We start from the raw sequence: 23,956 nt of genomic DNA on the forward strand, positions 1-23,956 counted from the left end.
GCCGTACCCCTGGCGGGGCCGGCGCGGTTCGGCGTGGTGGATGCGGGTCGCTCAGGTCAGAAGATGACCTCGCCCGACTTGCGGCGGGTACGCAGCAGCTGGATGGCCTCGTCGAGGATGACCTCGGCCTCCTTGTCGGAGCGACGCTCCTTCACGTAGGCCAGGTGGGTCTTGTAGGGCTCGATCTTGGGGGCCGGGGGCGGGTTGTCGGAGTCGAGGGACGCCGGCAGACCGCACTTGGGGCAGTCCCAGTGGTCGGGCACGGAGGCCTCGACCGAGAACGTGATGACGGTGCGGTGCTCGTGCGAGCAGAAGTAGGTCGCGGCCTGTCGGGGCGCGGACTCGCCGCGCTCGGCCTCGCCCATCGGTCCAGCGCCGACGCGACTTCCGCGGATGGCGTTTCCTCCACCAGCCATGGGGGTTGCTCCTTGTGTTCGTGTAGTACGTGGGGATGGGACGTCGAGACGAGCAGGAGCTCTCAGTAGGCCTTGAGCAGGCCCAGCGCGATGACGCAGGCGAACCAGATCACGCCGGTCCCGATGGTGAAGCGGTCGAGGTTGCGCTCGGCCACCGACGAGCCGCCGAGCGAGCTCGAGACGCCGCCACCGAACATGTCGGACATGCCGCCGCCGCGCCCCTTGTGGAGGAGCACCAGCAGGATCATGAGACCGCTGGCCAGGAGGAGCAGGACGGTGAGAATCAGTTCCGCGTTCACGAGGTGGAATCCTACGTCAGGGTGGTCGGAGTCGGACGATCGGCAGGGCCGGTCACAGGCTGGGCATGTCGTAGAAGCGGCAGATGCCGCCGAACTCGTCGACCTGCAGGCTCGCGCCGCCCACGAGGGCACCGTCCACGTCGGGCTTGGCCATGATGCCGGCGACGTTGGACGCCTTGACCGAGCCGCCGTAGAGCACCCGGACACCGGCAGCAGCGGCCTCGCCGTGCGCCTCCCGGATCTGGCCGCGGATGGCCTGACAGACCTCCTGGGCGTCCTCCGGAGTGGCTACCTCGCCGGTGCCGATCGCCCAGACGGGCTCGTAGGCGACCACGAGGCCGGCGACCTGCTCGCCGGTGAACCCGGCCAGCGAGCCGGCGACCTGGGCCATGGTGAACGGCACGTGCTCGCCGGACTGACGGACCTCCAGGCCCTCGCCGACGCACACGATCGGGGTGATCCCGGCGCCGAGCGCCGCGTGCGCCTTGGCGTTGACGACCTCGTCGGTCTCGTGGTGGTGCTGACGCCGTTCGGAGTGACCGACGACGGCGTACGAGACGCCGAGCTTGGCGAGCATGCCGGCCGAGATCTCACCCGTGTAGGCGCCCGACTCGTGCACCGAGACGTCCTGGGCGCCGTACTTCACCAGCAGCCGGTCGCCGTCGACGAGGGTCTGCACCGAGCGCAGGTCGGTGAACGGGGGTACGACGACCACCTCGACCTTGGCGAAGTCGTGGCGCTTGTCGCTCAGCGTCCAGGCGAGCTTCTGGACCAGCACCACCGCTTCCTGGTGGTTGAGGTTCATCTTCCAGTTGCCCGCCATCAGCGGCGTACGGGTGGCCTTGGCCATGGTTGTTCCTAGCTCTCGAGGACCGTGATGCCGGGGAGCTCCTTGCCCTCGAGGTACTCGAGGCTGGCACCGCCCCCGGTGGAGATGTGTCCGAACGCGGCGTCGTCGAAGCCCAGGCTGCGGACCGCGGCGGCGGAGTCACCGCCACCGACCACGGAGAGCCCGCCGGCGGCGGTCACCTCGGTGAGCGCCTGGGCGACCGCCCGGGTGCCGTCGGAGAACTGCGGGACCTCGAAGACGCCCATCGGGCCGTTCCAGAAGACCGTGCGGGCCCCGGACAGGGCCGCGGCGAAGTCAGCTCCCGAGGCCGGGCCGATGTCGAGGCCGAGGGCGTCGGCCGGGATCTGGTCGGCCGGGACGACCCGGGGGTCGGGCGTGACGTCACCCGACGGGAACGACGTGTCGACGACGATGTCGCCCGGCAGCAGGATCTGGACGCCGGACTCCTCGGCGCGCCGCAGGTAGGCACGGCACACGTCGAGCTGGTCGTCCTCGAGCAGGCTCTTGCCCACCTCGTGGCCCTGGGCCTTGAGGAAGGTGAACACCATGCCGCCGCCGATGAGCAGCTTGTCGGCCTTGTCGAGCAGGTTGTCGATGACCCCGAGCTTGTCGGAGACCTTCGAGCCGCCCAGGACGACCACGTAGGGCCGCTCGGGCTCGACGGTCAGGCGCCGCAGCACGTCGATCTCGGTCGAGACCAGGGCGCCCATCGCGTGCGGGAGCCGCTGCGCGACGTCGTAGACCGAGGCCTGCTTGCGGTGGACGACGCCGAAGCCGTCGGACACGAACGCGTCGGCGAGCGACGCGAGCTCGTCGGCGAAGGCACCGCGCTCGGCCTCGTCCTTGCTGGTCTCGCCGGGGTTGAACCGGACGTTCTCGAGCAGGGCGACCTGTCCGTCGGCGAGGCCGTCGACCGTGGCCCGGGCCGAGTCGCCGACCGTGTCGGTGGCGAAGGCGACGTCGGTGCCGAGCAGCTCGCCGAGGCGGGCGGCCACGGGCGCCAGGGAGTAGCGGTCCTCGGGCGCGCCCTTGGGACGGCCCAGGTGGGCGGTCACGACCACCCGGGCGCCGGCGTCGGCCAGCGCCTTGATGGTCGGGACCGAGGCGCGGATACGGCCGTCGTCGGTGATGTCGGAGCCGTCGAGGGGCACGTTGAGGTCGCTGCGGACCAGGACGGTCTTGCCCGCGACGTCACCGAGGGAGGAGTAGTCCCCCACCGTCAGAGGGTCTTGCCGATGTAGTCGATCAGGTCGGCGAGGCGGTTGGAGTAGCCCCACTCGTTGTCGTACCAGCCGACGACCTTGACCTGGTTGCCGATGACCTTGGTCAGCGGCGCGTCGAAGATGCACGACGCCGGGTCGGTGACGATGTCGGAGGACACGATCGGGTCGGTGGAGTACTTCAGGAAGCGGCCGTCGGCGGCCTTCTCGATGATCGCGTTGACCTCCTCGACGGTCGTCTCGCGACCGGCCTCGAAGGTCAGGTCGGTCGCCGAGCCGGTCGGGACCGGGACGCGCAGGGCGTAGCCGTCGAGCTTGCCCTTGAGCTCGGGCAGGACCAGGCCGATCGCCTTGGCCGCACCGGTCGACGTCGGGACGACGTTGAGGGCAGCGGCACGGGCCCGGCGCAGGTCCTTGTGGATGTTGTCCTGGAGGTTCTGGTCGGCCGTGTAGGCGTGGATCGTCGTCATCAGGCCCTTGACGATGCCGAGGTCGTCGTTGAGCGCCTTGGCCATCGGGCCCAGGCAGTTGGTCGTGCACGAGGCGTTGGAGATCACCGTGTGCTTCGCGCCGTCGTAGTCCTCGTGGTTGACGCCCATCACGACGGTGATGTCCTCGTTGGTGGCGGGCGCGGAGATGATGACCTTCTTGGCGCCGGCGTCGATGTGGGCCCTGGCCTTGGTGGCGTCGGTGAAGAAGCCGGTCGACTCGACCACCACGTCGACACCCAGGTCGCCCCAGCCGAGTGCGGCGGGGTCGCGCTCGGAGAACGCCTTGATCTCGGTGCCGCCCACGACGATCGCGTCGTCGGTGGAGCTGACGTCGGCGTCGAGCCGGCCGAGGATCGAGTCGTACTTGAGCAGGTGCGCGAGGACCGCGTTGTCGGTGAGGTCGTTGACACCCACGATCTCGATGTCGAGTCCGGACGCGCGCACGGCGCGGAAGAAGTTGCGACCGATGCGGCCGAAGCCGTTGATGCCGACACGAACAGTCACTGCGAAACTCCTGAAGCTGGGGGTCTGAGGCCAATTCCGACCCTACCGTCCGACCTGGCACGCAGGTATGGCGTCCCGGGGTACGTGCGGGTAACCACGACGAGCCGAACGCGGGAGCCCTGGCGAGGGTTGGCTGCGTCGGCTGCGGTGGTTTCGACTCGCTCGTGCGGCTTCGCAGGCTCAGCCGCGTCGCTCGCTCAACCTTCGCTCGCGACGGCATCCCGCTCGTTCCTCGCGGGATGCCTGCTCGCTCAGTCGTCGTCGGCGAGCATCTCGGGCGTCAAGGACGCCTCGGTGTCGGGTACGCCGAGCTCCTCGGCCCGCTTGTCGGCCATCGCGAGCAGTCGGCGGATGCGCCCGGCGATGGCGTCCTTGGTGAGCTGGGGCTCGTGCAGCTGTCCGAGCTCCTCGAGCGAGGCCTGCTTGTGCTCGAGGCGCAACGTGCCGGCCAGCTGCAGGTGGTCGGGGACCTCCTCGCCCAGGATCTCCATGGCGCGCTCGACGCGGGCGCCGGCGGCGACGGCGGCCCGGGCGGACCGGCGCAGGTTGGCGTCGTCGAAGTTGGCGAGCCGGTTGGCGGTGGCGCGGACCTCGCGGCGCATCCGGCGCTCCTCCCAGGCCATCAGCGTCTCGTGGGCGCCGAGGCGGGTGAGCAGCTGGCCGATGGCGTCGCCGTCGCGGATCACGACGCGGTCGATGCCGCGGACCTCGCGGGCCTTGGCCTGGATGCCGAGGCGGCGGGCGACGCCGACGAGGGCGAGCGCGGCCTCGGGGCCGGGGCAGGTGACCTCGAGCGACGAGGAGCGGCCCGGCTCGGTGAGCGAGCCGTGGGCCAGGAAGGCGCCGCGCCAGGCGGCGACGGCGTCGCAGCCGCCTCCGGACACGACCGCCGGCGGGAGCCCGCGCACGGGGCGGCCGCGCTGGTCGAGCAGCCCGGTCTGGCGGGCGAGCGACTCGCCGTCCTTGACGACGCGCACGATGTAGCGGCTCCCCTTGCGGATGCCGTTGCCCTGCACCATCACCACGTCGGACTTGTGGCCGTAGACCTCGTCGATGTCGCGACGCAGCCGTCGGGCGGCGGCACCGGTGTCGAGCTCGGCCTCCACCACGATCTTGCCGCTCACGATGTGCAGTCCACCGGCGAAGCGCAGCGTGGTGGCGACCTCGGCCTTGCGGCAGCAGGTCTTCGTCGTCTGCGTGTTGGCGAGCTCTGCTTTCACCTGCGCCGTCATCGCCATGGGAGCGATCCTGTCACGGGCGTCAACAACCCTCCTCGGGGGCCCGGATCCCTTGCGCTGGTGGGATAAACGGGTCACATGTGACGAGCGTCAACCCGCCGCGATGAGGCGTGCGTAGGCCGCCGCGAGCTTGACGGGGTCGTGTCGTGGGCTGCCGTCGTCGCGCGCGACGTCGTCGAGCACGAGTCGGGTGCCGGACGCCTCGACCAGGGCCAGCAGCTCGTCGTGCTGCTCGTCGGTGAGGTTGGCGCGGTCGGCCAGCACGGTGTGGACCCGCAGGTGGGGAGCGTGCTCGAACAGCACCGCCAGGTGGTCGGCGGGCGCGAAGCCGCCCGTCTCACCGGCCTGCTCCTCGAGGTTGAGCACGACCACCAGGCGGGCCTGGCTGGCGACCATCGCCTCGCGCAGCTGCGGGACCCGCAGGTGCGGGATGACGGAGGAGAACCACGACCCCGGGCCGATGAAGGCCCAGTCGGCCTCGATGACCTTGTCGAGCACGAGCGGACTGACCTCGGGGTCGGGCGGCTCGAGGTCGAGGGTGGTGATGACGCCCTCGGTGGTGGCGACCTCGACCTGACCGCGCACGGTGGTCAGGGCGTCGGGGTCGCCCGCGACCAGGCCCCGCACCTCGGCCCGGATGTCCATCGGCGTCAGCGCCATCGGCAGGACCCGTCCCTTGGCGCCGAGCAGCCGGGCCACCCAGTCGAGGGCCTCGACCGGGTCACCGAGGAGCTCCCAGAGCCCGACGATGAGCAGGTTGCCGACGACGTGTCCACGCATCTCGCCCTCGCCGGCGAACCGGTGCTGCAGCAGGCGGGTCCAGGTGTCGCCCCAGTCGTCGGCGCCGCACAGGGCGGCCAGCGCCATCCGCAGGTCGCCCGGCGGCAGCACCCCGAACTCGCTGCGCAGCCGGCCGGAGCTGCCGCCGTTGTCGGCGACGGTGACGACGGCCGTGAGGTCGTCGACGGTCAGGTCGTCGACGAGCAGGCGCAGCGCGGACAGCGAGGCGTGCAGCCCGTGTCCGCCGCCGAACGCCACGACCGCCTGGGCCCGCGACGTCGTCGTCATTCGCGCCCGAGGTCGCGGTGGACCGGCTTGGCGTCGAACCCGGCCGCGCGCAGCCGGTCGGCGATCTCCTCGGTCATGGCGACGCTGCGGTGCTTGCCACCGGTGCACCCGATCGCCACCCGCATGAAGCGCTTGCCCTCGCGCAGGTAGCCGTCGGCCACGCCCATCAGCACCGGGAGGTAGCCGTCGAGGAACTCGGCCGCCCCCGGCTGGGCCTTGACGAAGTCGGCGACGTCGGCGTCGCGGCCGGTGTTGTGCTTCAGCTCGGGGACCCAGTGGGGGTTGGGCAGGAACCGCATGTCGGCCACGAAGTCGGCGTCGACGGGGATGCCGTACTTGAAGCCGAAGCTGATCACCGTGACCTTGAGCGCCGTGGACTCGGGGGTGCCGAACGCCTCGGCGACCCGGTCGGTCAGCTGGTGCACGTTGAGGCTGGTGGTGTCGATGGTGAGGTCGGCCTCGCCGCGCAGGTCGGCCAGCGCGCGACGCTCGCGGTGCAGCCCGTCGAGGAGGCGGCCCGAGGCCTGCAGCGGGTGCGGGCGGCGTACGGCCTCCTGACGACGGACGAGCACGTCGTCGGCGGCGTCGAGGAACAGCAGGGTGGTACGCCGACCGTGCGGGTCGCCCAGGTCGCGCCGCTGGGCCAGGAACGTGCGCAGCCCCGCGAAGAACGACCCGGACCGGACGTCGACGACGACGGCGACCTTCTGCCGCGGCCCGTGGCTCTCGTCGACGAGCCGGATCACGTCGGGCAGCAGGCTGGGCGGCAGGTTGTCGACGACGTAGTAGCCGAGGTCCTCGAGCTCCTTGGCCGCGGTGCTGCGGCCGGCACCGGTCATGCCGGTGACGATGACCAGCTCACCGCGCTCCGGGATCTCGGGATTCTCGGGGGTCTCCGGAGTGTCCGGGGCCATGTCGCTCACGACTCCTCGATCTCGCCGGTGGCGGTGTTCACGGAGACAGTCTTGCGGCTCGCGGAGGCCTGCTCCACCGCGGTCTTGATCGCCTCGGCGGTGCGGGGGCCGATACCGGGGACCTGGGCGATCTCGTCGACCTCGGCCTCGCGCAGCTTCTTGAGCGAGCCGAAGTGCTTGAGCAGCGTCTTGCGGCGGACCTCGCCGAGTCCGGGGACGTCGTCGAGCATGCTCTCGACCATCGTCTTGGACCGGCGCCCGCGGTGATGGGTGTTGGCGAAGCGGTGGGCCTCGTCGCGGATCCGCTGCAGCAGGTAGAGACCCTCGGACGAGCGGGCCAGGATGACCGGGTCCTCCTCCCCCGGCAGCCACACCTCCTCGAGCCGCTTGGCCAGCCCGCAGACGGCGATGTCGTTGATGCCGAGCTCGAGGAGCGCCTGCTGGGCGGCCGCGACCTGCGGTTGCCCGCCGTCGACGACGACCAGGCCCGGCGCGTAGGCGAACTTGCGGGGCCGGCCGGTCTCGGGATCGACGAGCATCGGACCCTGGTCGGTGGCCCGCGTGTCGGAACGGGACTGCTCGTCGAGCAGCCGCCTGAAGCGCCGGGTGATCACCTCGTGCATGGAGGCGACGTCGTTCTGCTTGTCGACGCCCTTGATGACGAAGCGCCGGTATTCGCCCTTGCGGGACAGCCCGTCCTCGAAGACGACCATCGACGCGACCACCTCGGTGCCCTGCAGGTGGGCGACGTCGTAGCACTCGATGCGCAGCGGTGCCTCGTCGAGCTCGAGCGCCTCGCGGATCTCGTCGAGCGCCTGGTTGCGGGTGGTGAGGTCGCTGGCGCGCTTGGTCTTGTGGAGGGCCAGCGACTGGCGGGCGTTCTGCGCGACGGTCTCCTGGAGGGTCTTCTTGTCGCCGCGCTGGGGCACCCGGATCTGGACCCGGCTGCCCTTGAGGTCGCTCAGCAGCGCCTCGAACGTGTCGACGTCGGTCGGCAGCGCGGGCACCAGGATCTCGCGCGGCACGGCGTCGGCGTCGCCGGCGTAGAGCTGGAGCAGGAAGTCCTCGACCAGCTGGGGGGTCTCGGCGTCGGTGACCCGGTCGGCGACCCACCCGCGCTGGCCGCGGATGCGGCCGCCGCGGACGTAGAAGATCTGCACCGCGACCTCGAGCGGGTCCTCGGCCAGCGCGATCACGTCGGCGTCGGCCCCGTCGCCGAGCACCACGGCCTGCTTCTCCAGGGCGCGCTGCATCGCCCCGAGGTCGTCGCGGAGCCGGGCGGCCCGCTCGAAGTCCATGGCGTCGGAGGCGGCGTACATCTCGCGCTCGATGCGCTTGACGAACGGGCGGGTCTGTCCGGCCATGAAGTCGCAGAAGTCGTCGACGATCGCGCGGTGGTCGTCCTCGCTGATCTGCCCGACGCACGGAGCCGAGCACTTGCCGATGTAGCCGAGCAGGCAGGCCCGCCCGATCTGCTGGGAGCGCTTGAACACGCCGTTGCTGCACGAGCGCATCGGGAAGACCCGCAGCAGGATGTCGACGGTCTCGCGGATCGCCCAGGCATGGCTGTAGGGGCCGAAGTAGCGGGTGCCCTTGCGTTTGGCGCCCCGGCCGACCATCACCCGCGGGTAGGCGTCACCGACCGTGACCGCCAGCCACGGGTAGGACTTGTCGTCGCGGTACTTCACGTTGAACCGCGGGTCGAACTCCTTGATCCAGGAGTACTCGAGCTGCAGGGCCTCGACCTCGGTGTTGACCACCGTCCACTCGACGCGCGCCGCCGTCGTGACCATGGTGGCGGTGCGTTGGTGCAGGTTGGCGAGGTCCTGGAAGTAGGAGGAGAGGCGGGCCCGCAGGTTGTTGGCCTTGCCGACGTAGATCACCCGGTCGCGTGCGTCGCGGAAGCGGTAGACCCCCGGCTGCGTCGGGATCGTGCCCGGCTCGGGCCGGTAGGACAGGGGTCCCCGGGAGGAGCGGGTCGGACGGGACGCAGGCACGTCTCCACCCTACGAGCGGGCACCGACACCCCGGACGTGGCTCCCGGTCGGGACGGGGTCTCGCCAAGCTAATGTCGAGTGGCTTAGTGTGTTTACATGACCTGCCGCGACCGCTACGGACTGACCCTCTCCACGGGTCGCGACGCCGCCGCGGCCTACTCGCGGGGGCTCGACGGCCTGCTGTCCCTGCGGGCCGGGTCGGCCGACGCCCTGGCCACCTCGATCGTGCTCGATCCCACGTTCGCGCTCGGGCACGCCGACCTGGCCCTCCTCGGCTACGACCTCTGCGTCGAGGTCGACGTCGTCGGCCGGATGCGCGACGCCGAACGGTGGGCGCACCTCGGCACCGAGCGCGAGCAGAGTCACGTGGCGGCCGTGCTGGCCCACCTGCGGGGCGACTCGAGCCTGGTCGTCGACCACCTGGACCGCTACCCCGTCGACGCGCTGCTGCTGTCGGCCGCGATCCCGACCATCGCCTTCGCCGGGGTCACCGAGGTCTTCGAGCAGGCGTGGTCGATCGTCGAGCGCGCAGCACCGTCGTACGGCGACGACTGGTGGTACGCCGGGCTCCTCGCCTTCGTCCGTCAGGAGCAGGGGCGCTACGACGAGGCCTACGAGCTGGCGTGCCGGTCGCTCGCCGAGCAGCCCGACGCCGGCCACTCGGCCCACGCCCGCGCGCACGTGCACTACGAGACCGGCGACCACGCCGGTGGCCTGGCGTGGATGGACGGCTGGGTCGCGGGAGCCGGCGCCGGGGCGGAGAGCCTCAGCCACTTCTCGTGGCACGCCGCGCTGCACGAGCTGTCGCTCGGCGACCTCGACGCCGTACGCCGCCGCTACGACGCGCAGCTGCGTCCCGAGCTCGCGTCCGGGTGCCGGGCCCTGGTCGACAGCGCGTCGCTGCTGGTGCGCTGGGCACTGACCCCCGCCGCCGCGCAGGTCCCCGGACTCGAGCAGGTCGCGCACGCCGTGGGGCGGGATGTGCTGGTCCACCCCTCGACGCCGTTCCTCGGCATGCACGCGGCGGCGGCGCTGCTCGCCCTCGGTGACGGCGAGGGCCTCGCCTCGCTCGCCACCTGGGCCGGCGCCCACGGCCACGCGACGCACCGCGAGGTGGTCGCGCCGCTCGCCCGGGCCCTCCAGCTGCTCGACGCCGGCCAGGACGACGCCGCGGCCACGGCCCTGGCGTCGCTCGCCACGTCCGTGGGCCGGGTGGGCGGCTCGCAGGCGCAGCGCGAGCTGGTCGAGGAGATCAGGGTCGCCGCGCTGCTGCGGGCCGGTCGGTACGTCGAGGCCCGTGACCTGCTCGACCACCGGCTCGACAGACGCCGCTCGCCTCGGGACGAGGCCTGGCGTCGGCGCTGTCGGGCCGACGTCCTGACGCCGGGGTAGCCGCCCCGAGGGGCCGGAGCCGGCGTCAGGCCACGACGACCTGGTCGCCCTGGACCTTGACCTGGACCTCCGACAGCGCGGTGGTGGCCGGGCCCTTGAGCGCCGACCCGTCGGTGATCGAGAACCGGCTGCCGTGGTTGGGGCAGATGATGTCGGCGCCGTCGACCTGGTTGACCGGTGTGCCCTGGTGGGTGCAGGCGGTGGTGAACGCCTTGAAGTCGCCCTCGGTCGGCTGCGTCACGACGAGGTTGGCCTCGCTCACCACGACCCCACCGCCCACCGGGACCTCGGCGGTCGCGATCAGGGAGGCGCCCGCCTCGGGCGCAGCTCCCCCGCCGCTGCTGCCACCGTCGTCACTGCCACCGCCACAGGCCGCCAGGACGCAGGCCACGCCGAGCGCACCCATGCCCTGGAACACCAGACGGCGGCTGTGGCGCGCCGGGGCGGTCTCGGTGGTCGCCTCGGTGGTCGCCTCGGTGGTGGTGACCTCGCCGCTCACGAGAGCACCACCTGGTCGCCGTCGAGCGTGAAGTCGACCGCGGGCAGCGGTGCGGACGCGGGCCCGCCGAGGACGGCGCCGGTGGCGGCGTCGAAGGTGCTGCCGTGACAGGGGCACGTGATCACGGCGCCCTTGATCGCGCCGACCGGGCAGCCGGAGTGGGTGCAGATCGCGCTGAAGACCTTGATGTCACCCTCGGTCGGCTGGGTCACGACGACCTGGTCGTCGGCGAGGATCACACCACTGCCGACGGGCACGTCGGCGGTCGACACGATGCCGTCGACCGGAGCCGCGGACGACGCCGGCGAGCTCGCCTCGCCGGTGGCCGGGGCGGATCCGCTGGTGGCGTCGGTCGTCGGGTCGGACGTGGGGGTGCCGCTCGGGGTGTCGGAGGCGGTCGAGCCGGAGTCGTCGCCACAGGCGGCGAGCACCGGGAGGGCGAGGCCGACTCCGGTGAGGCCGGCCAGGGTACGGCGGCGGGTGAGGGGGGTGGTCACGAAGGGCTCCTCAGGGAGGTGACGAGGTGGGGGAAGTAGTTGAAGACCACACTAGTCAGCCAGATGAGACCAGCATGAGAGGTCGCTGACAGCCCCCTGGGACCGGGACGTCGGACCTGCTCAGCTGGATCGCGGAGCCCGCCTCGGCGCCTTCGTGGCGGTGGCCTTCTTCACAGTGGCCGTCTTCGCCGTGGCCTTCTTGGTCGCAGCCTTCTTCGCCGGCGCCTTCGAGCCCGTGGCCGCCGCCGTGGACGTGCCACGGCGCCCGACGGGGGCTGTCGAGGCCGCCCGCCGCCGGGTGGGCTGCTGCGCCTCACGGCCAGCGAGCAAGGGGGCCAGGTACTGACCGGTGTAGCTCTCGGGAACCGCGGCGACGTCCTCGGGAGTGCCCTCGGCCAGGACCGTGCCGCCACGAGAGCCTCCCTCGGGTCCCATGTCGACCAACCAGTCGGCGGTCTTGATGACGTCGAGGTTGTGCTCGATGACCAGGACGCTGTTGCCGGCGTCGACCAGGCGCCCGAGCACCAGCAGCAGCTTGCGGATGTCCTCGAAGTGCAGCCCCGTTGTCGGCTCGTCGAGGACGTAGACCGTGCGGCCGGTGGACCGCTTCTGCAGCTCCGACGACAGCTTGACCCGCTGCGCCTCGCCCCCGGACAGGGTCGTGGCCGGCTGACCGAGCCGCACGTAGCCCAGGCCGACCTCGACGAGGGTCTTCATGTGCCGGGCGATCGGCGGCACGGCTGCGAAGAAGTCGAGCGCCTCCTCGATCGGCATGTCGAGGACCTCGGCGATCGTCTTGCCCTTGTAGTGCACCTCGAGCGTCTCGCGGTTGTAGCGCGCGCCGTGGCAGACCTCGCACGGCACGTAGACGTCGGGCAGGAAGTTCATCTCGATCTTGATCGTGCCGTCACCTGCACACGCCTCGCAGCGCCCGCCCTTGACGTTGAAGGAGAAGCGACCCTGGAGGTAGCCGCGCATCTTGGCCTCCGGGGTGGAGGCGAAGAGCTTGCGGACGTGGTCGAAGACCCCGGTGTAGGTGGCCGGGTTGGACCGCGGGGTGCGGCCGATCGGCGACTGGTCGACGTGGATCACCTTGTCGACGTGCTCGAGGCCGGTGATCTTCTGGTGACGCCCCGGGACCGCGCGGGCGTGGTAGATCTGCTTGGCCAGCGAGGTGTAGAGGATGTCGTTGACCAGGGTCGACTTGCCCGAGCCGGACACGCCGGTGACGGCGACGAACAGGCCGAGCGGGAACGACACGTCGACGTTGCGCAGGTTGTTCTCGTGGGCGCCGTGGACCCGCAGCTCGCGGCCCACGGTGCGGGGGCGGCGTACGGCGGGGACGGGGATCTCGCGACGCCCGGAGAGGTATTGCCCGGTCATCGAGTCGCGGTGGTTGAGCAGCCCCTGGACCGTGCCCGAGTGCACCACCTGGCCACCGTGCTCGCCGGCACCGGGACCGATGTCGACGACCCAGTCGGCGACCTTGATGGTGTCCTCGTCGTGCTCGACGACGATCAGGGTGTTGCCGAGGTCCTTGAGCCGGACCAGGGTCTCGATCAGCCGCTGGTTGTCGCGCTGGTGGAGGCCGATGGACGGCTCGTCGAGCACGTAGAGGACGCCGACGAGGCCGGCGCCGATCTGGGTGGCCAGCCGGATGCGCTGGGCCTCGCCGCCGGACAGCGAGCCGGACGGCCGGTTGAGGGAGAGGTAGTCGAGGCCGACGTCGAGCAGGAAGCGCAGCCGCTCCTGGATCTCCTTGAGCACGCGCTCGCCGATCTGGCGCTCGCGGGCGGTGAGCTCGAGCCCATCGAGGAACTCGGCCGTCTCGTTGATCGGCAGCGCGCAGATCTCGGCGATGTTCTTGCCGCCGAGGGTCACCGACATGGAGACGGGCTTCAGCCGGCTGCCGCGGCAGGTGGGGCAGGGCACCTCGCGCATGTAGCCCTCGAACCGCTCGCGGCTCGTGTCGGACTCGGCCTCGCGGTGTCGTCGCTCGATGTAGGGACGGACCCCCTCGAACCGGGCGTCGTAGGACCGCTCGCGGCCGTAGCGGTTGCGGGTGACGACGTGGACCTTGGCGGCGTGGCCGTCGAGGATCGCGGTCCGCGCGGAGGCCGACAGATCGCTCCAGGGGGTGTCGAGGTCGAAGTCGAGCTTGCCGCCCAGGGCACCGAGCAGCTTGCGGAAGTATTCGCCGACGCTGACGTTGTCCCAGGGCTGGATGGCACCCTCGTTGAGGGTGGCGCGCGGGTCGGGCACCACCAGCTCGGGGTCGACCTCCATCCGGGTGCCGAGGCCGCTGCACGCCGGACACGCGCCGAACGGGGAGTTGAACGAGAACGACCGCGGCTCGAGGTCGTCGGTGTCGATCGGATGGTCGTTGGGGCACGACATCTTCTCGCTGAACTTCAGCTCGCGCTCGGGGTGCTTCGGCTCGCGGTCGACGAAGTCGAAGACCACGAGACCGGCCGCGAGGTTGAGCGCCGTCTCGACCGAGTCGGTGAGGCGGCGCTTGGACGACTCCTTGACCGCGAGCCGGTCGACGACGACCTCGATCGTGTGCTTCTTCTGCTTGTCGAGCTTGGGCGGCTCGTCCATCGCGTAGGTCTCGCCGTTGACCCTGACCCGGGAGAAGCCCTGGGTCTGCAGCTGCTTGAACAGCTCGAGGTATTCGCCCTTGCGCCCCCGGATGACCGGCGCGAGGACCTGGAACCGGGCGCCCTCCTCGAGGGCGAGCACGCGGTCGACGATCTGCTGCGGCGTCTGTCGCTCGATCGGTGCCCCACAGGTGGGGCAGTGCGGACGACCGGCGCGAGCGAACAGCAGCCGCAGGTAGTCGTAGACCTCGGTGATCGTGCCGACGGTCGAGCGTGGGTTCTTGGAGGTCGACTTCTGGTCGATCGAGACCGCGGGCGAGAGACCCTCGATGAAGTCGACGTCGGGCTTGTCCATCTGACCGAGGAACTGGCGCGCGTAGGCCGACAGCGACTCGACGTAGCGTCGCTGGCCCTCGGCGAAGATCGTGTCGAACGCGAGCGACGACTTGCCCGAGCCGGACAGGCCCGTGAAGACGATGAGGGCGTCGCGCGGCAGGTCGAGCGAGACGTCCTTGAGGTTGTGCTCGCGCGCACCGCGAATGATGAGCTGGTCAGCCACTGGAGTCCTCTGGATCGACCGGGTGGGTGTTCGAACAAGTGTTCGGCACGGGCAACGTAACGACAAGTCGCCGCGCCGGTCCGACCAGCCTAGGTGGCACCGCGGACAATCCTGCGTCCGGCGGCGACCCGAAAGGGTTGCCTCACCCACCAGGATGGGAACCGTGACCGTCCCGGCCGACCCGTCCACCCCCTCCGAACCGCTGGCCGCAGCGGCCACATCGGTCACCTCCGATGCCCGGGTCGCGCTCGACCGCTCCACCCGTCGGCTGATCCGCACTGTCGACGGTCTCGAGGACGCCTCGTACGCCGAGGCCTCCCTCCTGCCCGGCTGGACGCGCGCCCACGTGGTCGCCCACCTCGCGCTCAACGCCGAGGGCCTCGCTGCGGCGCTGCGCGGCGTCGCCGACGGCGTCCCGGTCGCGATGTACGCCGGCGACGCGGCCCGCGACGACGACATCGACAAGCTCGCCGCCTCCCGCCCGACGACCCTTCGCTCGCGGCTGTACGGCGCCACGACCGATCTCGCCGACGCCCTGGCCTCCGTGCCCGGCGACCTGCACGAGACCGTGATCGAGCGCACACCCGGAAGCACGCGCACGTTCGTCGTGGGCGAGGTGACGTCGATGCGGCGTCGCGAGGTCGAGATCCACCACGCCGACCTGGGTGTCGGCTACCGGCCCTCCGACTGGCCGGCCGACTTCGCCGTCCTCCTGGTTGACCGGCTGGCTCCTCGGGCTCCGGCCACCCTGGTCGCCACCGACGTCGACCGCACCTGGCAGGCTGACCCGGGAGCGCCCACCGTCACCGGGACCGCCGCCGACCTGGGCTGGTGGCTCACCGGCCGCGACCCGGGCGACCGACTGACGAGCGACGGCGCGATGCCGAGGATCGAGGCATGGTGAGCACCAGCGACAGCACGGACAGCAGCACTGCGAGCACCGGCTACACCGGCGAGGTGACCGTCGGCGGCGCACCCGACGTCCGCGAGCTCGAGAGGCTGGTGGTCACCAAGGTGGCGGTCGACCCGCAGATGAGCAACAACTGCTACCTGCTGACCTGCCGCCAGACGGGCGACCAGGTGCTCGTCGACGCGGCCGCCGAGCCCGAGGTGCTGCTCCCCCTCGTCGCAGGCGGTCTCTCCACCATCGTCACCACCCACCAGCATTGGGACCACCACCGCGCCCTCGCCGACGTCGTCGCGGCCACCGGGTCCGAGGTGGTCGCCGGGGCACCCGACGCCGCCGCGATCACCGAGCAGACCGGCGTCCCCGTGGCACGCCGTCTCGAGCACGGCGACGTCGTCAAGGTCGGCGCCTGCTCGCTCGAGGTGATCGCGATCGCCGGGCACACCCCCGGCTCGGTCGCCCTGCTGTACGACGACCCGGCGAGCGACGGCCACGCCCACCTGTTCACCGGTGACTCGCTGTTCCCCGGAGGCGTCGGGGGCACGTTCGGCGACGACAAGGCGGCACTGTTCGAGCAGCTGATCACCGACGTCGAGACGCGGATCTTCGACCGGCTGCCCGACGACACGTGGTTCTACCCCGGCCACGGCGCCGATTCCACGCTCGGCGCCGAGCGCCCCCACCTGGGCGAGTGGCGCGAGCGCGGCTACTGATCGACGTCGACCGCCGTGAGCCGGGGTGGGGCCTGCCCGATCAGGCGGCGAGACCACCGTTGCCGAAACCCGGGCGACGGTCGGCGATCGGCGAGGCCGGCGCGACCGGCGCGACCGGCAGGCTGCCGGACTCGAGCAGGCGAGTCATCGGCTTGCGGTGCGGCACCTTGGCACCGGAGTCGACGAGGACCTTGCGGTAGGTGGCCTGGGCGGGCTGGTCGTCGATGACCAGGCCGTTGACCGAGGCGAACACCTCGAGCTCGGCGAGGTCCGGCGCGGTGCCGTTGCTCAGGTGCGTGAGCAGCTCGCACTGGGACAGGTCGGCGGCCACGGCGACGGCCAGGGCCTCGGCGTCGTGCTGCTCGAGCCACAGCCACATCGTGAAGGGCTTGATGCCCCTCTCGGCGGCCTTCTCGGTGACGAGCTGCGCCTGGGCGGGACTGATCCCTCCGCGCAGCAGCTCGCGGCGGATGTCGAGGGAGTTGACGTGGGTGGGGTGCTGCTCGACGAAGCGACGGCGACGAGCAGCGGACTGCTGCCGACCGCGCTCGCCAGCGGGCTTGGCGGTCGCACAGGCGACCAGGGTGGCGACACTGACCAGGCCGATCACGAGGGAGACGGTGATCATGGGCCTTCCTTTCGGCGGGGGGGGAATGGGGGGAGATGGGTGCGGTAGCGCCTGTCGAGACTCTCGACATGGTGCACCCTGCCGCCGGCCCCGTGTTACCAAACGTTGGATTTCATCGGTCTAGACCGGAGCGTGTCTGTTACCGCCCTGTGGATGTCGGAGGAGGAAGCCGGCGCGCTGGCACGACGTGGTCCTCGGCACCCCGGGACCGACCGGGGCGACCGGCTCGAGACGCGAGACGAGGGACCTTTCCCGGTCAGGAGTAGGTCGCGCGCACCACGTCGGTGGTCGGGGTGGCCTGACAGGCCAGCCGGATGCCCTCGGCGAGGTCCTCGCTGTCGAGCACGTCGTTGCGTGCCATCGCGACGTCACCCTCGAGAAGCCGCACGGCACACGCCGAGCACTCGCCCTCACGGCACGAGTACGGCGCCTTGACGCCCCGCGCCTCGAGGTGGTCGAGCAGCCGGGTCCGAGGGTCCCAGTCGTCGTAGACGTGGGTCTCACCGTCGAGCTCGACCTCGAGCCGGACGGGTCCGGCGACGGCAGGCTCCTGCGCCGGGTCACTGTCGCCGTCGGCGGCCGCGATCTCGGCCGCGGCCTGTGCGACCTCGGGCAGGTCGCCGAACGGGTTGCCGCCGAGCGAGACGAACTTCTCCTGGTGGCGGCGCTCGCGCGGGAACCCGAGCTCCTTGAGGACCGCCACGGTCATCTTCATGAAGGGTGCCGGCCCGCACACGAACGCGTCGTACGACGCCCGGTCGGCCGCGAAGGCACGCACCTGCTCCGGGGTGGGCAGGCCCTGCACCGACTCGAGCCAGTGCACGACCTGCAGCCGGTCGGGGTGGGCCGCGGCCAGGGCGGTGAGCTCGCGCGCGAAGATCACCGACGTCTCGTCGCGGTTGGCGTAGAACACGACGATCCGGCCGGTGCCGCGCGCCAGCGCCGTACGGGTGATGGACATGATCGGGGTGATGCCGCTGCCACCGGCGAACAGCAGCAGGTCGGCGTCGAGCGAGGCGGGCGTGAAGATGCCCGACGGTGGCAGCACCCGCAGGGTGTCGCCGTCGCGCAGGTGGTCGCAGAGCCAGTTGGAGGCGTAGCCGTCGACCGTGCGCTTGACCGCGATGGTGATCGTGCCGCTCTCGTCGGCGGGGCTGCTGCACAGCGAGTAGCAGCGCGCGGCGACGCCCGTCTGGTCACTCGGGACCGCGACGGTCAGGAACTGGCCGGGCCGGAAGGCGAAGTCGGCCTCGGCGCCGGCCGGCACGCGGAAGGTGATCGAGTGCGCGTCGGCCGTCTCCTCGACGACGTCGACGACCTCGAGCTCGAAGGACGCAGTGGTCACGGTTTGTCTCTCGTGTCGGGGGTCTCGCGGGGAGCGCGAGGCTAGTAGCCGTCCTCGGCGCCGACCGGGATGCGACCCTCACGGGTGGCGGCCTCGATGCTGGCGACCAGGCGCGGGCAGGCCGGGGTCACGCTACGGCCATCGAGCCGGCCACGGCGCGCCATCTCGGGGCAGTGACCGGTCGCCGTGGCGTCCCACTGGACCGACGTGTGGTGCTCGCTGTTCTTCTTCACCCCGACCGTCGCCAGGCAGTCGAGGCAGGCGACCTCGGTCAGCCGGGCGCGGGTGTAGAGGCGCTGGTCCTCGGCGGTGTCAGCGTTGGTCGGGACGAACGACGCCACCGGGCTCAGGTCCCCGACATCAGCGACGGCTCACCGTCGGCTTCTTCGGTCTCGGTCTCGGTATGACCAGCCGCGTCCTGCTCGGTGCGTTCCAGCGACTGCAGCCGGAGGTTCTCGGCGACCTCGTCGCGCCAGTACTCGTTGGCCTTGGTGGTGTCGACCTCGAACTCGAACCGGTCGGTCATCTCCGGGGCGATGTCGGCCTGGTCGACGTAGAACTGCTCGTACCAGCGGCGCAGCTGGTAGACGGGGCCGTCCTCCTCGCACAGCAGCGGGTTCTGGACCGGCACCTTGTTCTTCCAGATGTGCACGTCCTGGAGGAAGCCGCTGCCGAACATCTCGGCGTACTTGGCGGCGATGAAGTCGGTGGTCTTGTCGTCGAGGCCCTCGGGCTTCTTGACGGTGATGCCGTACTGGAGGCGGAACGAGTCGGGGCCGGTCGGCACGTGGCAGTTGACCAGGATGACCTCGGTGTTGAAGCCCTTGTAGTCGGTGTCGAGCCAGTTGATCATGTAGGACGGGCCGTAGTAGGTGGCCTCGGACTTCAAGAACAGCTCGGCGTCGCCGTAGCCCCCGGTCTTGTCGGGCCGGCCCTTGGACTCCATGAACTGGGTGGCCACCGATCCCTCGAAGACGTTGCGGAAGCTCGTCGGGAACGCGAAGTGCACGTAGTAGAAGTGGGCCATGTCGACGACGTTGTCGATGAGCTCGCGGCAGTGGGAGCCCTCGATCTCCTCCGAGACCCAGGTCCAGTCGGTGTAGAGGCCCTCGTCGAGGCCGGGCAGCTGCGGCGGCAGGATGTCGCGGTCGGCCTTCGAGCCCTCGACGTCGTGCCAGACGAGCAGCTGGTCGTTGACGATCGCCGTCTCGTATCGCTGGGTGCGGGCGCGCAGCGGGACCCGGCGGGCGTAGGGGATCGCCTTGCACCTGCCGTCGCCGCCCCACCGCCAGTCGTGGAAGGGGCACGCGATCTCGTCGCCCTTGACCGAGCCCTGGGTCAGGTCGCCGCCCATGTGGCGGCAGTAGCCGTCGAGGACCTGCAGCGCGCCCTGCGTGTCGGCCCAGACCACCAGCTTGGTGCCGAACCCCTCGATGGCGTGGGGCTTGCCGTCGGCGAACGCGCTGGCCAGCCCGAGACAGTGCCAGCCTCGCGCGAAGCGCTCCGGGGCGGTGCCCTGGTCGAGGGTGCGGACGTCGCTCATACCGAGGAGGCTAGCCGAAAACGAGAACACGTTCTAGTCTGACGCGCATGCGCCTCGCCCTCGAACCCGAGCACCACGCCCTGCGCGCCGAGCTGGCCGACTACTTCGCCCAGCTGGTCACTCCCGAGGTCAAGGCGGGGCTGGCCGCGGCCGCCAGCGAGTTCGGAGCGGCCGAGCTCGGCGAGGCGAGCGTCTACAAGGACGTCATCCGCCAGGTGGGTCGCGACGGGTGGCTCGGCATCGGCTGGCCCGAGGAGTACGGCGGCCAGGCCCGCTCCATGGTCGAGCAGCTCATCTTCACCGACGCAGCCGCGGTCGCCGGCGTCCCGATCCCCTACCTGACGCTCAACACCGTCGGGCCGACGATCATGGGCTACGGCACCGACGAGCAGAAGGACTTCTTCCTCCCGAGGATCCTGGCCGGCGACCTGCACTTCTCGATCGGCTACTCCGAGCCCGGCTCGGGCACCGACCTCGCCTCGCTCAGGACTAAGGCGGTGCGCGAGGGCGACGAGTGGGTCGTCAACGGCCAGAAGATGTGGACCTCGCTGATCCAGTACGCCGACTGGATCTGGCTGGCCTGCCGCACCGACCCCGACCTGCCCCGCCACAAGGGCCTGTCGATGATCATGGTGCCGGCCGACGCGCCCGGGGTGTCCTACACGCCGGTGCACACCGTCGCCGGCGTCGGTACCAGCGCTACCTACTACGAGGACGTGCGCGTGCCGGTGACCAACGTGGTCGGCGAGGTCAACGGCGGCTGGAGCCTGATGACCAACCAGCTCAACGCCGAGCGGGTCTCGCTCACCTCGGCCGCCCCGACGATCCACTCGCTCAAGCTCGTGCGCGAGTGGGCGCAGCAGACCAAGAACCCCGACGGACAGCGGGTCATCGACACCGAGTGGGTGCAGGTCGCGCTGGGCCGGGCGCACGCCCGGGTCGAGGCGCTGACGCTGCTCAACTGGAAGCTCGCCGCCGACGCCGACGCCGGGGTCGACCTCTCCCCCGCCGAGGCCTCGGCGATCAAGATCTACGGCTCCGAGCTCAACACCGAGGTCTACCGCACGCTCCAGGAGATCGTCGGTCCGATGGCCATGCTGACGGCCGACTCCCCCGGCGCCGTGCTCGCCGGGCGCCTGGAGCGGATGTTCCGCTCGTCGCTGGTGATGACGTTCGGCGGCGGCACCAACGAGATCCAGCGCGACATCATCGGCTACGTGGGCCTCGGCCTGCCGGCCGCGAAGCGATGATCTCGACAAGCTCGATCACCGAGAGATAGGGACCATGGACTTCTCCTTCACCCCCGAGCAGGACGAGGCGGCCGAGCTGGCTGCCCGGATCCTCGGCGACCGGGCGACCAACGATCGCCAGAAGACCGTCGAGGCGGGTGGGTCCCGCTTCGACGCCGACCTGTGGCGCGAGCTCGACGAGGCCGGGCTGGTCTCGCTCGCGCTTCCCGAGCAGTACGGCGGCGCGGGGCTCGGCCTGATCGAGCTCGCCCGGGTGCTGGTCGAGGTCGGTCGCACCCTGGCGCCGGTCCCCCTGGCCGTGCACGGCCCGGCCGCGCTGCTGGTCGCCGAGGTCGGCACCGACGAGCAGAAGCAGCGCTGGCTCCCGGGAGCCACCATCCTGTCCGCCGCGGTCGCCGAGGAGCGCTCGCACCTGCCGGCCCGCCCCACGGTCGTGGCTCGCGACGGGAGGCTCACCGGCACCAAGGTGCTCGTCCGTGCGGGTGCGGTCGCCGGCGCCTACCTCGTCACCGCCTCCACCGACGAGGGCACCGGCGTCTTCCTGCTCGACGCCACCGCCGACGGCGTGACCGAGGTCGAGGGCCACAGCAGCGACCGCGACCTCGTGGTCCGCCTCGACCTCGACGACGCCCCGGCCGACCGGCTCGGGGGCGTCGAGGCCGCCATGCGACTCGGGCAGCTGCTGACCGTCGCGGCGGCCGCCGAGCAGCTGGGGGTGACCGACGGGGCATTGCGGCTCACGGCGTCGTACGCCAAGGTGCGCGAGCAGTTCGGCCGCCCGATCGGCACCTTCCAGGCCGTGTCGCAGCGCCTGGCCGACGGCTACATCGACGTCCTGGCCCAGCGCCTGACGCTGTGGCAGGCCGTGTGGCTGCTCAGCGAGGGCCACGCTGCCGACACCGAGGTCGCGACCGCGAAGCTGTGGGCCGCCGACGCCGGTCACAAGCTCGCCCACACCGCCGTGCACGTCCACGGCGGCGTCGGCATCGACCTCGACGGCGAGGCGCACCGCTACTTCACGACCGCCAAGCGGTTCGAGTTCCTGTTCGGCGGCGCCACCGAGCAGGCGCTGGCCGTGGGGCGGGTGCTGGCCTCCGAACCGGTCTGAGTCGTCCTAGCCACCCAGGCCACCAACCCGTTCAATCGAACGAGTCGGCACCCGATCCCAGCCACCCAGGCCACCAACCCGTTCAATCGAACGAGTCGGCACCCGATGGCCAGCCACCCAGGCCACCAACCCGTTCAATCGAACGAGTCGGCATCCGATCCCAGCCACCCAGGCCACCAACCCGTTCGATTGCGCGAGTTGGCGAGTTGGCGAGTTGGCGAGTTGGCGAGTTCGTGAGTTCGCGAGTTCGCGACTTGGCGACTTGGCGACTTGGCGAGTCCGCCAGTCAGCCAGTCAGCCAGTTCGCGGGTCGGCCGCCTGCGCCCCGAGCCGACTCTCGTAGCCTCACCCGGTGCCCTTCACCCTGGCCCACCCGGCGCTGGTCCTGCCCCTGCGACGCACGGGCCTGCCGATGGCGGCCCTCGTCGCGGGGTCGACCGTGCCGGACGCGCGGTTGTTCGTGCCGTGGCTCGGCACCTATGACCACAGCCACAGCCTCGTCGGCATCGTGACGATCGACCTGGCTCTCGCCCTCGTGCTCCTGGCGGTGTGGGTGTGGGTGGTGAGGGACGTGCTCGTCGACGTCGCGCCGGACGTCGTCCGCGAGCGCCTCGAGCCGCGGTCCCGGCTGAGCAGCACCGCGTGGGCCCTCGCCGTACCGGCCGCCGTGATCGGCTCGGCCACCCACGTCGGGTGGGACGCCTTCACCCACGACGACCGCTGGGGCACCAGGCACGTCACGTGGCTGCGCGAGGAGCACTGGTTCTGGCCGGGCTACACCTGGGCGCAGGCCGCCTCGGGGGTCGTGGGCCTGGTGATCGTGGGCTGGGCCTCGGTCGTCTGGGTGCGGGCCAGACCGCGCGAGCCGCGCGCCGACCCGCCGTTGCTGCCGCGCTCCACGCTGCTCGCGGTCGGCGTGCTCCTCACGGTGACGGCGGTCGTCGCCGGGGCGGACCGGCTCCACCGGGGGGTCGAGCCGGCGGCGCAGCACGCCGTGGTCACGGCGCTCCAGGTGGGCGTGCTCGCGGTGGGCGTCGTCTGTGTCGCCTGGTGGGTGCTGCGCGGCGTACGCGTCGCGCGGCCTAGCCTGAGACCGTGACCGCGCAGCTCCACACGACCGAGGTCGGCACCACCGGGGAGCGCGTCGTCTTCCTCCACGGCCTGTTCGGGCAGGGCCGCAACTTCACCCAGGTCGCCAAGGCCCTCGAGCCGGGCCTGCGGTCGCTCCTGGTCGACCTGCCCAACCACGGGCGCTCCGAGTGGACCGGCCGGGTCGACTACGTCGCCGTCGCCGACGTGGTCGCCGAGGTGCTGCGCACGGGGTACGCCGCCGCCGAACCGGTGCACGTCGTCGGCCACTCGATGGGCGGCAAGGTCGCGATGGTGCTCGCGCTGAGGCACCCCGAGCTCGTCCGCCGCCTGGTCGTCGTCGACATCTCCCCCGCACTCAGCGAGGGCGAGAGCGAGTTCCAGCACCTGCTCGACAGCCTGGCGGGTCTCGACCTGAGCCAGGTGCACCGGCGGGCCGACGCCGACCGCCTGCTCGCCACGCCGATCCCCGACGAGCGGGTGCGCGGGTTCCTGCTGCAGAACCTGCGCTCCGACAGCTCGACCGAGACCGGCTGGCGGTGGCAGGCCGATCTCGCGCTGCTGCGTCGCGAGCTCCCCGCCATCGCGGACTTCCCCGACGCCGAGCTCGGCACGGCGACCTTCGACCACCCGGTGCTGTGGATGGCCGGCGCACAGTCGCCGTACGTCCGCCCGGAGCACGCCGCGACGATGCGTCGCTTCTTCCCGCGGACCACCCAGGTGACGATCAAGGACGCCGGGCACTGGGTGCACTCCGAGCAGCCCGAGGCGTTCGTGTCGGCGCTGCGGATCTTCCTCGGCGCCCCGACGGGCTGACGGCGTCGAGGCT

23 protein-coding genes are annotated in these 23,956 nt (G+C 71.3%); 7 read left to right on the plus strand and 16 right to left on the minus strand.

What is annotated here, in order from left to right; all coding sequences use genetic code 11:
• Positions 1 to 56 precede the first annotated feature (56 nt).
• The 9 genes from FJQ56_RS16615 to uvrC all read right to left on the minus strand — a co-directional run bounded on the left by FJQ56_RS16615 (position 57) and on the right by uvrC (position 8,997).
• Positions 57 to 416: an RNA polymerase-binding protein RbpA gene (locus FJQ56_RS16615; RefSeq protein WP_140010717.1), complete on the minus strand. Its 360-nt coding sequence runs from the start codon at positions 414 to 416 to the stop codon at positions 57 to 59.
• A 62-nt stretch (positions 417 to 478) separates the two neighbouring features.
• Entirely contained in the window at positions 479 to 715 is a 237-nt protein-coding gene (secG, locus tag FJQ56_RS16620; protein ID WP_281284692.1) for a preprotein translocase subunit SecG, read from the minus strand.
• 52 nt (positions 716 to 767) lie between these two features.
• A complete protein-coding gene (gene tpiA, locus FJQ56_RS16625) occupies positions 768 to 1,565 on the minus strand; it encodes a triose-phosphate isomerase (protein WP_140010718.1) in 798 nt (265 codons plus the stop codon).
• A gap of 8 nt (positions 1,566 to 1,573) precedes the next feature.
• Entirely contained in the window at positions 1,574 to 2,782 is a 1,209-nt protein-coding gene (locus tag FJQ56_RS16630) for a phosphoglycerate kinase (RefSeq protein WP_140010719.1), read from the minus strand.
• Positions 2,783 to 2,784: 2 nt separating this feature from the next.
• Positions 2,785 to 3,780, minus strand: coding sequence for a type I glyceraldehyde-3-phosphate dehydrogenase (gene gap / locus FJQ56_RS16635; protein ID WP_140010720.1), 996 nt, complete (start codon positions 3,778 to 3,780; stop codon positions 2,785 to 2,787).
• Positions 3,781 to 4,031: 251 nt separating this feature from the next.
• Positions 4,032 to 5,018: a DNA-binding protein WhiA gene (whiA, locus tag FJQ56_RS16640; protein WP_140010721.1), complete on the minus strand. Its 987-nt coding sequence runs from the start codon at positions 5,016 to 5,018 to the stop codon at positions 4,032 to 4,034.
• Positions 5,019 to 5,108: 90 nt separating this feature from the next.
• Positions 5,109 to 6,086, minus strand: coding sequence for a gluconeogenesis factor YvcK family protein (locus FJQ56_RS16645; protein ID WP_140010722.1), 978 nt, complete (start codon positions 6,084 to 6,086; stop codon positions 5,109 to 5,111).
• Positions 6,083 to 7,000: an RNase adapter RapZ gene (rapZ, locus tag FJQ56_RS16650; RefSeq protein WP_140010723.1), complete on the minus strand. Its 918-nt coding sequence runs from the start codon at positions 6,998 to 7,000 to the stop codon at positions 6,083 to 6,085. The genes FJQ56_RS16645 and rapZ overlap by 4 nt, the downstream gene beginning before the upstream one ends.
• Before the next feature lie 5 nt (positions 7,001 to 7,005).
• The gene (gene uvrC / locus FJQ56_RS16655; protein ID WP_140010724.1) at positions 7,006 to 8,997 is read right to left on the minus strand and encodes an excinuclease ABC subunit UvrC; all 1,992 of its coding nucleotides are present in this window, start codon (positions 8,995 to 8,997) and stop codon (positions 7,006 to 7,008) included.
• Positions 8,998 to 9,093: 96 nt separating this feature from the next.
• On the opposite strand from uvrC, the gene FJQ56_RS16660 reads away from it, so the two are divergent.
• On the plus strand, positions 9,094 to 10,389 hold the full coding sequence (locus FJQ56_RS16660; RefSeq protein ID WP_140010725.1) for a tetratricopeptide repeat protein: 1,296 nt from the start codon (positions 9,094 to 9,096) through the stop codon (positions 10,387 to 10,389).
• A gap of 25 nt (positions 10,390 to 10,414) precedes the next feature.
• On the opposite strand, the gene FJQ56_RS16665 is transcribed toward FJQ56_RS16660, so the two are convergent.
• The 3 genes from FJQ56_RS16665 to uvrA form a co-directional block, all read right to left on the minus strand.
• Entirely contained in the window at positions 10,415 to 10,888 is a 474-nt protein-coding gene (locus FJQ56_RS16665) for a Rieske (2Fe-2S) protein (protein WP_211351134.1), read from the minus strand.
• Positions 10,885 to 11,385: a Rieske (2Fe-2S) protein gene (locus FJQ56_RS16670; RefSeq protein ID WP_140010726.1), complete on the minus strand. Its 501-nt coding sequence runs from the start codon at positions 11,383 to 11,385 to the stop codon at positions 10,885 to 10,887. The genes FJQ56_RS16665 and FJQ56_RS16670 overlap by 4 nt, the downstream gene beginning before the upstream one ends.
• A 120-nt stretch (positions 11,386 to 11,505) precedes the next feature.
• Positions 11,506 to 14,544 carry an excinuclease ABC subunit UvrA gene (gene uvrA, locus FJQ56_RS16675; protein ID WP_140010727.1) on the minus strand — a complete coding sequence of 1,013 codons (3,039 nt, stop codon included), beginning with the start codon at positions 14,542 to 14,544 and terminating at the stop codon, positions 11,506 to 11,508.
• Positions 14,545 to 14,707: 163 nt separating this feature from the next.
• Here uvrA and FJQ56_RS16680 point away from each other — a divergent pair, with 163 nt between their 5' ends.
• Both FJQ56_RS16680 and FJQ56_RS16685 read left to right on the plus strand, forming a co-directional pair.
• Entirely contained in the window at positions 14,708 to 15,448 is a 741-nt protein-coding gene (locus tag FJQ56_RS16680; protein WP_170215441.1) for a maleylpyruvate isomerase family mycothiol-dependent enzyme, read from the plus strand.
• Positions 15,442 to 16,164: an MBL fold metallo-hydrolase gene (locus FJQ56_RS16685; RefSeq protein ID WP_140010729.1), complete on the plus strand. Its 723-nt coding sequence runs from the start codon at positions 15,442 to 15,444 to the stop codon at positions 16,162 to 16,164. Before FJQ56_RS16680 ends, FJQ56_RS16685 begins: the two co-directional genes overlap by 7 nt.
• Positions 16,165 to 16,204: 40 nt before the next feature.
• Here the strand turns inward: FJQ56_RS16685 and FJQ56_RS16690 are convergent, their stop codons facing one another.
• From FJQ56_RS16690 to FJQ56_RS16705, 4 genes are all read right to left on the minus strand, one after another.
• Positions 16,205 to 16,792 carry a hypothetical protein gene (locus FJQ56_RS16690; protein ID WP_140010730.1) on the minus strand — a complete coding sequence of 196 codons (588 nt, stop codon included), beginning with the start codon at positions 16,790 to 16,792 and terminating at the stop codon, positions 16,205 to 16,207.
• A gap of 256 nt (positions 16,793 to 17,048) precedes the next feature.
• A complete protein-coding gene (locus FJQ56_RS16695) occupies positions 17,049 to 18,137 on the minus strand; it encodes a ferredoxin--NADP reductase (RefSeq protein WP_140010731.1) in 1,089 nt (362 codons plus the stop codon).
• Positions 18,138 to 18,178: 41 nt separating this feature from the next.
• Positions 18,179 to 18,478: a hypothetical protein gene (locus tag FJQ56_RS16700; RefSeq protein ID WP_140010732.1), complete on the minus strand. Its 300-nt coding sequence runs from the start codon at positions 18,476 to 18,478 to the stop codon at positions 18,179 to 18,181.
• A 5-nt stretch (positions 18,479 to 18,483) separates the two neighbouring features.
• Positions 18,484 to 19,680 carry a 3-ketosteroid-9-alpha-monooxygenase, oxygenase component gene (locus FJQ56_RS16705; RefSeq protein WP_140010733.1) on the minus strand — a complete coding sequence of 399 codons (1,197 nt, stop codon included), beginning with the start codon at positions 19,678 to 19,680 and terminating at the stop codon, positions 18,484 to 18,486.
• Positions 19,681 to 19,727: 47 nt separating this feature from the next.
• On the opposite strand from FJQ56_RS16705, the gene FJQ56_RS16710 reads away from it, so the two are divergent.
• From FJQ56_RS16710 to FJQ56_RS16725, 4 genes are all read left to right on the plus strand, one after another.
• Entirely contained in the window at positions 19,728 to 20,930 is a 1,203-nt protein-coding gene (locus FJQ56_RS16710) for an acyl-CoA dehydrogenase family protein (protein ID WP_140010734.1), read from the plus strand.
• A 34-nt stretch (positions 20,931 to 20,964) separates the two neighbouring features.
• Positions 20,965 to 22,038: an acyl-CoA dehydrogenase family protein gene (locus FJQ56_RS16715; protein WP_140010735.1), complete on the plus strand. Its 1,074-nt coding sequence runs from the start codon at positions 20,965 to 20,967 to the stop codon at positions 22,036 to 22,038.
• A 352-nt stretch (positions 22,039 to 22,390) separates the two neighbouring features.
• Positions 22,391 to 23,137: a DUF4184 family protein gene (locus tag FJQ56_RS16720; protein ID WP_140010736.1), complete on the plus strand. Its 747-nt coding sequence runs from the start codon at positions 22,391 to 22,393 to the stop codon at positions 23,135 to 23,137.
• Entirely contained in the window at positions 23,134 to 23,943 is an 810-nt protein-coding gene (locus FJQ56_RS16725) for an alpha/beta fold hydrolase (RefSeq protein ID WP_140010737.1), read from the plus strand. Before FJQ56_RS16720 ends, FJQ56_RS16725 begins: the two co-directional genes overlap by 4 nt.
• Positions 23,944 to 23,956: the final 13 nt, after the last annotated feature.

Source organism: Nocardioides plantarum (assembly GCF_006346395.1).
GTDB classification, from domain to species: Bacteria; Actinomycetota; Actinomycetes; order Propionibacteriales; family Nocardioidaceae; genus Nocardioides; species Nocardioides plantarum.

Coding starts and splice junctions, on each gene's coding strand:
- FJQ56_RS16715 (WP_140010735.1), top strand. CDS start 20,965: ATGGACTTCTCCTTCACCCCCGAGCAGGACGAGGCGGCCGAGCTGGCT.
- FJQ56_RS16645 (WP_140010722.1), bottom strand. CDS start 6,086: ATGACGACGACGTCGCGGGCCCAGGCGGTCGTGGCGTTCGGCGGCGGA.
- tpiA (WP_140010718.1), bottom strand. CDS start 1,565: ATGGCCAAGGCCACCCGTACGCCGCTGATGGCGGGCAACTGGAAGATG.
- FJQ56_RS16705 (WP_140010733.1), bottom strand. CDS start 19,680: ATGAGCGACGTCCGCACCCTCGACCAGGGCACCGCCCCGGAGCGCTTC.
- FJQ56_RS16615 (WP_140010717.1), bottom strand. CDS start 416: ATGGCTGGTGGAGGAAACGCCATCCGCGGAAGTCGCGTCGGCGCTGGA.
- rapZ (WP_140010723.1), bottom strand. CDS start 7,000: ATGGCCCCGGACACTCCGGAGACCCCCGAGAATCCCGAGATCCCGGAG.
- FJQ56_RS16660 (WP_140010725.1), top strand. CDS start 9,094: ATGACCTGCCGCGACCGCTACGGACTGACCCTCTCCACGGGTCGCGAC.
- whiA (WP_140010721.1), bottom strand. CDS start 5,018: ATGGCGATGACGGCGCAGGTGAAAGCAGAGCTCGCCAACACGCAGACG.
- FJQ56_RS16710 (WP_140010734.1), top strand. CDS start 19,728: ATGCGCCTCGCCCTCGAACCCGAGCACCACGCCCTGCGCGCCGAGCTG.
- FJQ56_RS16690 (WP_140010730.1), bottom strand. CDS start 16,792: ATGATCACCGTCTCCCTCGTGATCGGCCTGGTCAGTGTCGCCACCCTG.
- FJQ56_RS16685 (WP_140010729.1), top strand. CDS start 15,442: ATGGTGAGCACCAGCGACAGCACGGACAGCAGCACTGCGAGCACCGGC.